Origin of the sequence: Rathayibacter sp. VKM Ac-2879 (assembly GCF_015351245.1) — a bacterium.
Taxonomy (GTDB): domain Bacteria; phylum Actinomycetota; class Actinomycetes; order Actinomycetales; family Microbacteriaceae; genus Rathayibacter.
In genome coordinates, this window is the sequence record NZ_JADKSO010000001.1 from 566,781 (window position 1) to 577,940 (window position 11,160).

The following is an 11,160-nucleotide window of genomic DNA, read 5'->3' on the forward strand; positions in this document are numbered from 1 at the left end:
GCAACGCGCCTCCGGCGATGCGTGCATTCTGTGCATCGAACATCGGCTCTCAGGCGACGTTCTGCGACAGCCGAAACTCGGTGACGAGGCCTCGATTACGATTCCTGAGCATTGCTCGTTCAGGAGGATCCAATGGCCCTTGCATTCGACGATGCGGTCGCGCGGGCGTTCGCGGACGCGCTGCACATCGCCTCCGAGACCCTTCCTGCGCAAGGGATCCTTCGCGCCGGAGCCGTCGAGCACGCCCTCGAGCACTTCTCGGGCCCCTACGCCGAACTCTTCACCACTGCGTGCCTGACCGAGACGGACAACCGCGTGCGGCTGGCGCGGGTGCTCTTCGACCTCTCCGACCAGGTCCGGCTCGCCGCGATCAGGGCGGCGGACGAACGGGAGCGCCAGCAGAGGCTCGGAGCGTGGGAGCTGCGGGAAGCCGAGCGGGAGGAGCGTCGGCGCTCCGACCCGGCGTCGGCGCTCGCGGCCTCCCTCGATGCCGTGTTCGATGGTCGCCCGCCCGACGAGCCCGTCGTGCCTCCGCCACTCTCGGCCGAGTACTTGCCCTGGGTTCCGAGGCGTACCTCCGCGGGCGCCCTGATGAGCGCCGGTCGCACGTCGGCAGACCCCGATCGGCTCGGCGTCTTCGTCTCGGAGGCTCGGGCCGCGAACGCCGCGATGCGGGCACACCTCGACGAGCTGAACACCCGGTGGGCGACGTTCCGCGCCACCTGCGCCTGGGCTCGGTCGACGACCGTCACGGTGTTCCGCGGCTTCGCCGAGCTGATCGACATCAACCGGGCAGACGCCGACTGGATCGAGCAGGTGGCGGTCGCCTTCAGCGTTGCCGGCGGAGGTCTCCTGTCGACTCCGACCCTCGACCTCGCCAGCTCGACGAACTGGACGACGAGCGACCAGGGCCTGCTGCGTTCGCTGGCGACCCTGCCGACCGCAGAGATCGCCACCCTGCTGGCGGCATCGCCGCGCCTCGAGGCGCAGCTGCGCCGGATGGATCCGGCGACCGTACACACCTGGTGGACGGGGCTCGCGCCGACCGGCGAGGCGCAGTTGTCGAAACGACAGGAGGCACTCATCGCGGTCGTTCCTGCGATCATCGGGAACCTCGACGGCATCCCGTACGGGGCGCGAGCCCGGGCGAACTCCAGTGTCCTCACGGCGAGGATGGCGGCCTTGATGCGGGAGCGGGAGGCGCTCGTCGGGGCGAGCTCCGCAGAGGGGGTCGCCCGGCGGGAAGCGGTGAAAGCCGAATGGGAGGCGCTCGTTGACATCGAGGATTCGCTCGACCGCCCTGTCGGCGGGGATCAGCGGTTCTTGATCTCGCTGACCAATGACGTTCCCCCGTTGGCGGCGGTCTCGATCGGCGACCTCGACACCGCGACGAGTGTCACCTACGCCGTGCCCGGAATGGGGCAGACGACGACGGACATATCGCGGTGGGCGAAAGCCTCTCAGAATGTACAGTCGCTGCTTCCTCCGGGGAGCGCGGTCGTGGCGTGGGTCGGCTACGAGATGCCTCCCGTGCCGTCGATCGACGATCTCGATCTCTCTGTCCTCGAGGTGAACGACGCCGTCGCGGGCGGAGCCGCTCTCGCCTCCGCCGTCCGGGGGCTTGTCGCCGTGCGAGGAGACACCCTTCCGAAGCCCCATGCCGTCGGGCACTCGTACGGCAGCACCGTCATCGCCGCGTCCGCGTCGCGATCGGACGTCGCATTCGGAACCGTGGTCACCCTCGGTTCGGCCGGATTGCCCGACAGCGTGAAGTCGGTGGGTGACCTGAACGTCGAGGCGGTGTACTCGGGGCAGGCCCGCTCGAAGTACCCGGGTGAAACCGAGAGCGGTGACGAAGCGGCCTGGGTGGGGCGGGATCTGAGCCGCGATCACCATGTGAATCCCGTCGATCCGGATTTCGGTGCTGAGGTCTTCGGTGTCGAGAGCGGAGGCGACACGGGACGAGTCGTCACCAATCACGGCGCGCTGATGAGCGATGACGGCGCCTTGGCGGGCTACCTCGACAAGAACTCGGAGTCGCTCAGGAATACCGCGCGAGCCCTGTCGGGAAGGACGGACGTCATCACGGAGAACAAAAAACTGGGGCCGACGGAGTTCCAGAAGACGATGGATCGGATGGTCAGCGGTGCATACACGTTGTAGGGCAGGTCGCCGAGGGGGTCGACGCGTCAGAGCTCTGTCGGTCCTCCTGTGTGCGGTGACGCTATCCGCGTGCGCGGAGAAAGAGGTGAGACCAGTGAACACGATGAGTCCCCGCGAGGGGCGGGACCGGGTGGTCGAGTTTGTCGTCGAGACGACGAAACAGCTCGACGTCGTTGGATGGTGGCCGCGAAGCGGAGCTGCGCGTCCGGACGTCTGCAGCCTGGGCGACGGCGAGACCGGCGCGAGTTACAGCTATGACCATTGGGCGCCGGAGGGCACGGATTTCCAGGGTGACGCGCGCAAGGTCGCAGCGTATTGGGAATCGTTGGGGATGTCCGTGCGGATCGCCGATTCGACGCCTCGTCCGACGGTCTACGCCACGGGTGGACCAGTGCTGAGCGCGAGCTTCGACACGGCAGGTTCCGACGATTCCTACAACGTCGGTGCGGAGGCGCGATGCGCTCCCGGATACGCCGCGGGTCTGCTTCGCGAAGACAATGCCCAGCGGGCGGCCGGGGCCGTCCTACCGGGCGATGAGGGTGTCGTGGAGAGGCCGAGTGCAACCGGTCGCCCGCCGACTCCGGCCGAGAGCACTCCGACAACAGAACCGCCCTCCGCCGCCACCGTGGGAAGCGGTTAAGATCGACCCCGTCATGACGCCGTTGACCGAGCACGCCCTCCGCGAGTCCTTCGTGAACGCCTCCCGTAAGGAGGTCGCCGACCTGTCCCTCCCGCACGACTTCGAGACGCTCGACTGGGACACGATCGACTACCTCGGCTGGCGCGACCGCAAGATGAGTCGGCGTTCCTATGTGGTCGCCCCTCTGGGCGAAAGGGTGGTCGGCGTCCTGCTGACCCAGGCCGACGCACGCCCGCGCTCACGAGCGCAGTGTTCGTGGTGCCGTGATGTCCGATTGCCCAACGATGTCGTCTTCTTCGGCGCGCGTAAGGCCGGAGCGGCGGGGCGAGCGGGGGACACGCTCGGGACGCTTGTCTGCTCCGAGTTCCAGTGCTCCGCGAACGTCCGGCAGCGTCCGCCGATCGCCTACGTGGGCTTCGACGTCGAGGCGGCGAAGGCGGAGCGGATCGCCACGCTCCGCGCGAAGACGGCCGGATTCGTGCGCGAGGTGCTGGGGGAGGCGTGAGCGTCACCGGCGTGTGGACGCGCGGACGTGCATCCGCTCACCCTGGCGCCCGAAGAGGCTCAGGAACTCCACCGAGTGCGTATCGGCGCGACCGAACCAGTGCGGCACACGAGTGTCGAACTCGGCGGCCTCGCCCGCCGGGAGCACCAGATCGTGCTCACCGAGCCGTAACCGCAGCCTGCCGCTGAGCACGTAGAGCCACTCGAAGCCCTCGTGTACGCGCTGACCGTCGGGCTCGGGCACCGGTCCCGCAGGGATCGTGTGCTTGAAGGCCTCCAGTCCGCCGGCATCGCGGCTGAGGGGCTGGATGACCATCCCGTCCCGCATGATCGGGCGCCTCTGGACGCGAGGGTCCGACGGCGTTCCGACGAGCTCGTCCAGAGGCACCGCCAGCGCTCGGGCGATCGGGAGCAGCAGCTCGAGCGTCGCACGTCGGCCGCCGCTCTCGAGGCGCGACAGAGTGCTCGCCGAGATGCCCGTCTCGGCCGAGAGTGAGGCGAGAGTGCGGTCGCGGCGTATGCGGAGGCGGCGCAGCCGCGGTCCCACGGCCGCCACGATCTCCCGATCGAGGGGCGTCGCCGCGTCATGATCCATGTCACCAGAGTGGCACGCGAGCGCAGCCCTCATGCCGGAACAGCACGGATGCTGGTCCTGCGGCGAATCGCCGACGCAGGCTCGTTGGCATGACCTCCACCACCGATGTCCTGATCGTCGGCGCCTCCTTCGCCGGACTCGCCGCCGCCACCGCGCTTCGCCGCAGCCTCCGCACAGTCGTGGTCGTCGATGGAGGGCCGCCCCGCAACGCTCCGTCGCGTGGGGCGCATAACGTCCTCACCCGCGACGGGACGCCCCCGACCGAACTCGTCCGCCTGGCCCGGGAGGAGGCTCACGGCTACGGAGCGCAGCTCCTGGCGGGCGAGGCCGTGCGCGCCACAGGTGATGCCGACGGCGTTTCGGTCGTCCTTGCCGACGGCACCGAGCTGAGTGCGCGTCGCCTGCTCTTGGCCAGCGGTGTCCGCGACCTGCTGCCAGAGATCCCGGGGCTCGCCGAGCGCTGGGGCCGCGACGTGCTGCACTGCCCGTACTGCCACGGCTTCGAGGTGCGCGGGCAGCGCATCGGCGTTCTCGCGAGCGCGTTCTCGGCGCATCAGGCACAGCTGTTCCGGCAGCTGAGCGAGCGGACGTCGATCCTCCTCGATGGAACACCGGAGCCGACCGGCGACGAGGCGACAGGGCTCGCCGCCCGGGGGATACGCCTCGTCGCTGGAGAGATCGATGAGGTGGTCGTCGAGGACGACCGCCTCATCGGAGTGCTGATTGCGGGCAGACTCCACCCGCTCGACGCGATGGTCGTCGGCCCGCGCGTGGAGGGGCGCCTCCCGGAAGGGCTCGGGCTTGAGCTCGTCGAGCATCCTTCCGGCGTCGCGCGACACCTCGCTGTCGACTCGAGGGGGCGCACCGCGAGCGCGCGCGTGTTCGCCGCCGGATCGTTGGTCGAGCCGATGTCGCAGGTGATGGCGGCGGCCGCGGACGGCCTGCGCGTCGCTGCCGCCCTCAACGGCGACCTGATCGAGGAGGACATCGCCGCGGCGATCGCGGCGGGCTGACCTGTGGCGTTCACTATTCAGGATGGATGTCGTTCCGGCGGCCGCCACGGCCCGGAATCACGGGGGCCAGTGTCTGGGTCGTCGGTATTCGTCCTGGATAGTGAACGCCAGACGCGTTCAGCGGCGCCGGTACTCCAACTCCGGACGGCCGGGCGACCCGTATCGAGGCGCACGATCGGCAATCCCGGTGTCGGCGAGGTGTTCGAGGTAACGGCGGGCCGTCACCCGCGAGATGTCGAGGCGAGAGGCGAGTTCGCCGGCCGAGAGCCCGACCGGCCCGAGCAGGGCGGTCACGGCGTCGAGGGTCTCGGAGGACAAGCCCTTCGCCAGTCCGGGCGCGTTCGAGGTGCGCAGGGCGGCGAAGGCCCCGTCCACCTCGCGCTGGCTCGCTACCTCTGCGCCCTGCATCCGTTCGTGGTAAGCCCGATAGCTGGTGAGCTTGGCCGCGAAGACGCTGAAGACGAACGGCTTGATCAGGTACTGCACGATTCCGGCCGAGACGGAGGCACGCACGACGGCCGCATCGCGCACCGCCGTGATCGCGATGACGTCGACCTCGAGACCGGCCGTGCGGACGGCTCGACAGAGATCGAGCCCGTCCATGTCCGGGAGATTCATGTCGAGCAGGATCAGCGCGATCTCGGAATCGCTGCGCAACGCACGGATGGCCTCCGCCCCGCTACCCGCCACAGCGGCCACGTCGAAGCCGTCGACGCGGCGCACGTAGTCGGCATGGGCGTCGGCGGTGAGCGGCTCGTCCTCGACGACGAGCACGCGGATCACGACGCTACCCGCGTGGGCAGAGGGAGCTGCACGGTGAAGACCGCGCCCACGTGTCGCGAGACGTCGACGGTGCCCCCGAGCCGCTCGACTACTTGCTGCACGAGCGCCAGGCCGATTCCACGGCCGAACGCGTCCGCAGCCTTCGTCGAGTAGCCGCGGGCGAACACGTCTGCCGCCTCCTCGACACCGGGTCCGCTGTCCGAGACCTGCACCACCAGCTCGCCGTCCGCCAGGCCGAGATACACCTCGACCCAGGGCTCCCGGTCGGCGGCGGCCGAGGAGGCGGCGTCGAGCGCATTGTCGATCAGGTTGCCCAGCACGGTCACCAGATCGCTTGGATCGAGCCCCTGCGTGCCGGGTTCGAGGTGTGTCTCGAAATGCAGTTCGACACCCCGCTCGCGCGCTTGCGCGGCTTTGCCCAGCAGCAGCGCCGCGATCACCGGTTCTTGCACCGAGCCGAGCACGCGGTCGGCGAGGCGCTGGCTGAGGTTCAACTCGCCGGCCGCGAACGACAGTGCCTCCTCGGGGCGGCCGAGCTCGATCAGCGACGCGATCGTGTGCAGGCGGTTCGAGAACTCGTGGGTCTGCGAGCGCAGGGCGTCCGAGAGGGTGCGCATCGACTCCAGCTCACCGCTCACCCGTTGCAGCTCGGTGCGGTCGCGGAGGGTCGTGACTGTGCCCATCGGCCGGGCGCCGGGGGAGGCGGCCGGCCGCTCGTTGACGACGAGGATCCGTTCGTGGGCGACGACGAGCCGGTCGGCGACGGGCTCGTCGGCCTGGAGGAGCGAGCGCAGTGATTCGGGGATATCGAGCTCGGCGACGGGGACGGGGGTCTGGATTCCTTCGAGGCCGAGGAGCTCGAGCGCGTGGTCGTTCGCGAGCACGAGCCGTCCGCGGTCGTCGACCAGCAGCAGTCCCTCGCGCACCGAATGCAGGACCGACTCGTAGTAGGCGAACACCTGGCTCATCTGCTCCGGCCCGCGCCCTCCCGTCACCCGTCGGAGGTAGCGGGCGAGGAGCCAGGATCCGATCGCTCCGAGCGCGACCGCGCCGAGCGCCCCCCACGCCACCACTTGCACGCGAGAGGCGAAGGAGGCGTCCACCGCCGAGAGCGTCACTCCCGCGGAGACGAGCGCGACGACGGTCCCGCGGGAGTCCTCGATCGGGGCGACGGCCCGCATCGAGGGGCCGAGCGTGCCGGTGTAGGTCTCGGTGAATGTGCGGCCCTCGAGTGCGGGTTCGATGGTGCCGAGGAAGGGGAGACCGATCTGGTCGCGGTCGCGGTGGGTGTAGCGCGTGCGATCGGGGTTCATGATCGTGAGGAAGTCGACCGAGGTGTCGGCCATGATCTCCTCGGCGTAGGGCTGGAGGGCCGCGGAGGGGTCGGGCTGCTGGGTCGCCGCGATCACGAACGGGTTCGCAGCGACGGTGCGCGCGACGACGAGGCTCCGCTGCGCCGCGTCCTCGATCGCCCTCCCGCGAGCGTCGATCGCGAGCGCGGCGACCGCCGCCGAGGCGACGACGAGGATGCAGACGAGCTGGACCACGAACAGGCGAGCGGCGATGCTTCCGCGTGGACTGCGTGCGGTGGGGGGCTTGGGCATCGACACCCCTTCCAGGAAACGGCTGCTCCTCGCTGAGCAGAGCGTGCTTCGGCGAGAGGCCCATTCTCGCCGGAGGAACCGGCCTACGCCCGTGAACGGCGGGTTGTTCGTGAACAGTATGAACGCAACCGCGGCGGTCGCCGCAGCCGGGTCCACCATCGTCCTACCCCCTCCCCTCGACGAAGAGACAGGACACCCACCATGGCGAAGACGCCCGGCAGCCCCTCCGACCGGTTGACCCCTGCGGTCGCCCCCGCAAAGACCCGCAGACGGATCGACAAGAACCACTGGCTGTACATCGCCGTCATCATCGCCGTGGTCGCCGGAATCCTCGTCGGTCTGGTCGCCCCGGGATTCGCCGCTTCGCTAGAGCCCATCGGTAAGGCTTTCGTCGGACTGATCAAGATGATGATCGCGCCGATCATCTTCTGCACGATCGTGATCGGCATCGGATCGATCGCCAAGGCCGCCACGGTCGGCAAGGTCGGCGGACTGGCCCTCGGCTACTTCATCGTCATGTCGACCTTCGCGCTCGCCATCGGCCTCGTCGTCGGCAACATCCTCCACCCCGGTGAGGGGCTCGACATCTCGAGCGCCACCTACGACACCAGCAACATCAAGGCCGAGACCACGCAGGACTTCATCCTGGGGATCATCCCGGTCTCGCTCTTCTCCTCGCTCGTCGATGGCAGCATCCTCCAGACCCTCTTCGTCGCGCTGCTCGTGGGCTTCGCGCTGCAGAAGATGGGCGCCAAGGGTCAGCCCATCCTCGGCGCGATCAAGCAGCTCCAGGTGCTCATCTTCCGCATCCTCTCGATGGTCCTCTGGGTCGCTCCGATCGGAGCCTTCGGCGCCATCGCCGCGGTCGTCGGCAAGACCGGCTGGGGCGCGGTCCTCGCCCTCGGCACTCTGATGATCGGCTTCTACATCACGTGCGCGATCTTCGTCATCGTGATTCTCGGCCTGTTGCTGCGCATCGTGACCGGCGTCAGCATCTTCTCGCTGATGAAGTACCTCGGTCGCGAGTACCTCCTCATCATCGGCACCTCCTCCTCGGAGGCAGCGCTGCCTCGCCTGATCGCGAAGATGGAGCACCTCGGCATCTCGAAGCCCGTCGTGGGCATCACGGTCCCGACCGGCTACTCCTTCAACCTCGACGGCACCGCGATCTACCTCACGATGGCCTCGCTCTTCATCGCCTCCGCGACCGGCGCCCCCATGTCGGTGCCGGAGCAGATCGGCCTCCTGCTCTTCATGATGATCGCCTCGAAGGGCGCGGCGGGCGTCACCGGTGCCGGGCTCGCCACCCTCGCGGGCGGTCTGCAGTCGTTCCGCCCCGACCTGGTGAACGGCGTCGGCGTGATCGTCGGCATCGACCGCTTCATGTCGGAGGCGCGCGCGGTCACCAACTTCACCGGCAACGCGGTCGCCACCCTGCTCGTCGGCACCTGGACGAAGCAGGTCGACACGGTGCAGGTCCGCGAGGTCCTCGCCGGCCGTCTTCCCTTCGACGAGACGACGCTCGGTGCAGACGAGCACGGCCACGACGCTCCGGCGTCGGGCACGTCGATCACCGAGGGCATTGCGTCGATCCAGGACTCGGAGGAGGCGGAGCGCACCCGCGGCACGATCGCCTCCAAGCGCTAGAGGGTTGTCGCGAGGGCCCCGTCCGGATCGTTCCGGGCGGGGCCCTCGTCGTACCGGCCACCCTCGGCCTCTGCGGGCGCCGTGCCATGACGCACGCCGAGCAGCGGGAGGGTCACCGAGCAGAGCGGACCGATCAGCACGGCGAAGAGCAGGGTGCCGACGCCCACGTCGCCGCCGAGCAGCCAGCCCACGAGCAGGACGCTCAGCTCCACTCCGGAGCGCGCGATCCAGATCCGGACGCCGAGCCGCGCGTGGAGGCCCAGCATCAGCCCATCCCGAGGGCCGGGACCGAGATGGGCGCCGATGTAGACACCGCTCGCCACCGCGAGCAGGAGCAGCCCTCCCGCGAAGGACAGACCTCGGGCCCACCACTCCTCGGGCACGGGCAGCACGTGTAGGCCGACATCGATCATCGTCCCGACCACGAGCACGTTGAGCACGGTGCCCAGCCCGGGGCGCTGGCGGAGAGGAATCCACAGCAGCAGAACGAGCAGTCCGATCACGTTCGTGAGCAGTCCGATTCCCAGACCGGTCTGTCGGGCGAGTCCCTGTGCGAAGACGGTCCACGGGTCCACTCCGATCGCCGCTCTGATCATCATGGCGTCCGCGACGCCATACAGGGCAAGCCCGAGAAGAAGGCGCGGCACAGGGCGGAGGCGCCATTGGCTCGGGCCGACCCGGTCAGGCAGGAGGACGGGCGTCGCGATCATGACGATCATCTCAGCGCGAGAGTGGTCTTCTCTGCGCGGTCCAATCTGGTTATCTTGGACGCATGGCAGATGTCCACTTCGGCGCTCGCGCCCTGCAGACCCTCCTCGGCGACTGGCGCGAGCAGCGCGGGACGCGGCCCGCCTACCTTGCGCTCGCCGACCGCATCCGGCTCCTCAGCATCGACGGGCGCATCCCGGCCGACAGCCGTCTGCCCGCCGAGCGCGAGCTGGCGGCGCGCCTCGTGGTGAGCCGGACGACGGTGGCCGCCGCCTATCGGGAACTGCGCGAGAGCGGCTATCTCGTGAGCGTGCGCGGCTCGGGCAGCGTGACGCGCCTCCCCGGTGCGGCGGTCCACGCCGTGCCCTCGCTCGCGCCGGACTTCCTCGACTTCACGAAGGCGGCGCTGCCCGCGGTGCCCGAGCTGGCGGAGGCCTACCAGCGAGCGGCGCTCCTCCTGCCCGAGCACTTGGAGGACGGCTCGTACGACACGGTCGGCCTACCGGTGCTGCGCCGTGCGATCGCCGAGCGCTACACCGCCAAGGGCCTGCGCACCGAGCCGGGGCAGATCATGGTGACCATCGGCGCCCAGCACGCGATCGCGCTCGTCGCGCGCACCCTCCTCTCCCGCGGCGACCGGGCGTTGATCGAGGCGCCGACCTATCCGCACGCCTACGAGGCCTTGCGCCTGGCCGGAGCGCGCCTCGTTCCGGTCAACGTCGACGGCGCAGACGGCTGGGACGGTGAAGGGCTCCTCGCTGCTCTGCGCGGGACGAGTCCGACCCTCGCCTACCTCATGCCCGACTTCCACAATCCGACCGGTCGCTCGATGGCGCCGGAGCTGCGTGAGCGGGCGATTGCGGCTGCCGCGCGTCAGGGCACCCTGATCATCGCCGACGAGACGACGGCCGAGCTCGACATCGACCGGCGGATGACGCCGCTCCCGTTCGCCGCGTACGGGCCGGAGGGCACCGTGCTCTCGATCGGCTCGGTCGGCAAGACCCTGTGGGGCGGGATCCGCATCGGCTGGGTGCGCGCCGAGCGCAGCGTGATCCGCAAGCTGGTGCTCGCGCGGTCGGCCGGTGACCTGGGCAGCCCGATCCTCGAGCAGTTGCTCGTCGCCGATCTGCTCGGGCGGATGGACGAGGTGCTCGAGCTGCGCCGTGCCCAGTTGCGGGCGGGTCGCGACCATCTCGAGGAGGCGCTCGCCCGTGCGATCCCGGAGTGGAGGGTCCCGCGCGTCTCGGGTGGGCTCTCGACCTGGGTGGGTCTGGGTCGCCCCGCGAGCTCGCAGCTGGCGCTCGCCGCGCGTTCGGCGGGCCTGCTCATCACCGCCGGCCCACGTTTCGGCATCGACGGCGCCTTCGAACGCTTCCTCCGCATCCCCATCGGCTATTCGCCGGAGACGACCGACCGCGCCGTCCAGGCGCTCGCGGAGGCGTGGGCGCAAGTAGCGCGGCAGCCCGCCGCCGACGCCGGGTATCTCGCTGACGTGGTGTGACG

Annotated in this window: 10 protein-coding genes; 6 read left to right on the forward strand and 4 right to left on the reverse strand. The window is 69.6% G+C overall.

What is annotated here, in order from left to right; genetic code table 11:
- Positions 1–132: 132 nt before the first annotated feature.
- The 3 genes from ITJ45_RS02745 (at position 133) to ITJ45_RS02755 (ending at position 3,308) form a co-directional block, all read left to right on the forward strand.
- A complete protein-coding gene (locus tag ITJ45_RS02745; RefSeq protein ID WP_194607290.1) occupies positions 133–2,163 on the forward strand; it encodes an alpha/beta hydrolase in 2,031 nt (676 codons plus the stop codon).
- Between the two features lie 94 nt (positions 2,164–2,257).
- A complete protein-coding gene (locus tag ITJ45_RS02750; protein ID WP_194607291.1) occupies positions 2,258–2,803 on the forward strand; it encodes a hypothetical protein in 546 nt (181 codons plus the stop codon).
- Positions 2,804–2,816: 13 nt separating this feature from the next.
- Complete coding sequence (locus tag ITJ45_RS02755; protein WP_194607292.1) at positions 2,817–3,308, forward strand: FBP domain-containing protein; 492 nt, start codon at positions 2,817–2,819, stop codon at positions 3,306–3,308.
- Positions 3,309–3,311: 3 nt separating this feature from the next.
- Here ITJ45_RS02755 and ITJ45_RS02760 read toward each other — a convergent pair whose 3' ends face one another.
- The gene (locus ITJ45_RS02760; RefSeq protein WP_194607293.1) at positions 3,312–3,902 is read right to left on the reverse strand and encodes a helix-turn-helix domain-containing protein; all 591 of its coding nucleotides are present in this window, start codon (positions 3,900–3,902) and stop codon (positions 3,312–3,314) included.
- Positions 3,903–3,991: 89 nt separating this feature from the next.
- On the opposite strand from ITJ45_RS02760, the gene ITJ45_RS02765 reads away from it, so the two are divergent.
- Positions 3,992–4,915, forward strand: coding sequence for an NAD(P)/FAD-dependent oxidoreductase (locus tag ITJ45_RS02765; protein ID WP_194607294.1), 924 nt, complete (start codon positions 3,992–3,994; stop codon positions 4,913–4,915).
- 117 nt (positions 4,916–5,032) lie between these two features.
- On the opposite strand, the gene ITJ45_RS02770 is transcribed toward ITJ45_RS02765, so the two are convergent.
- Positions 5,033–5,698, reverse strand: a complete 666-nt coding sequence (locus tag ITJ45_RS02770) for a response regulator (protein WP_194607295.1) — start codon at positions 5,696–5,698, stop codon at positions 5,033–5,035.
- Entirely contained in the window at positions 5,695–7,302 is a 1,608-nt protein-coding gene (locus ITJ45_RS02775; protein WP_194607296.1) for an ATP-binding protein, read from the reverse strand. Before ITJ45_RS02775 ends, ITJ45_RS02770 begins: the two co-directional genes overlap by 4 nt.
- Positions 7,303–7,503: 201 nt before the next feature.
- Between ITJ45_RS02775 and ITJ45_RS02780 the strand changes: the two genes are divergently transcribed.
- Positions 7,504–8,949: a cation:dicarboxylate symporter family transporter gene (locus tag ITJ45_RS02780; RefSeq protein ID WP_194607297.1), complete on the forward strand. Its 1,446-nt coding sequence runs from the start codon at positions 7,504–7,506 to the stop codon at positions 8,947–8,949.
- On the opposite strand, the gene ITJ45_RS02785 is transcribed toward ITJ45_RS02780, so the two are convergent.
- Positions 8,946–9,659 (reverse strand): YczE/YyaS/YitT family protein, encoded by a 714-nt coding sequence (locus tag ITJ45_RS02785; protein WP_194607298.1) that lies wholly within the window; start codon positions 9,657–9,659, stop codon positions 8,946–8,948. The two genes, ITJ45_RS02780 and ITJ45_RS02785, sit on opposite strands and share 4 nt — an antisense overlap.
- Before the next feature lie 62 nt (positions 9,660–9,721).
- On the opposite strand from ITJ45_RS02785, the gene ITJ45_RS02790 reads away from it, so the two are divergent.
- The gene (locus ITJ45_RS02790; RefSeq protein ID WP_194607299.1) at positions 9,722–11,158 is read left to right on the forward strand and encodes a PLP-dependent aminotransferase family protein; all 1,437 of its coding nucleotides are present in this window, start codon (positions 9,722–9,724) and stop codon (positions 11,156–11,158) included.
- Positions 11,159–11,160 lie beyond the last annotated feature (2 nt).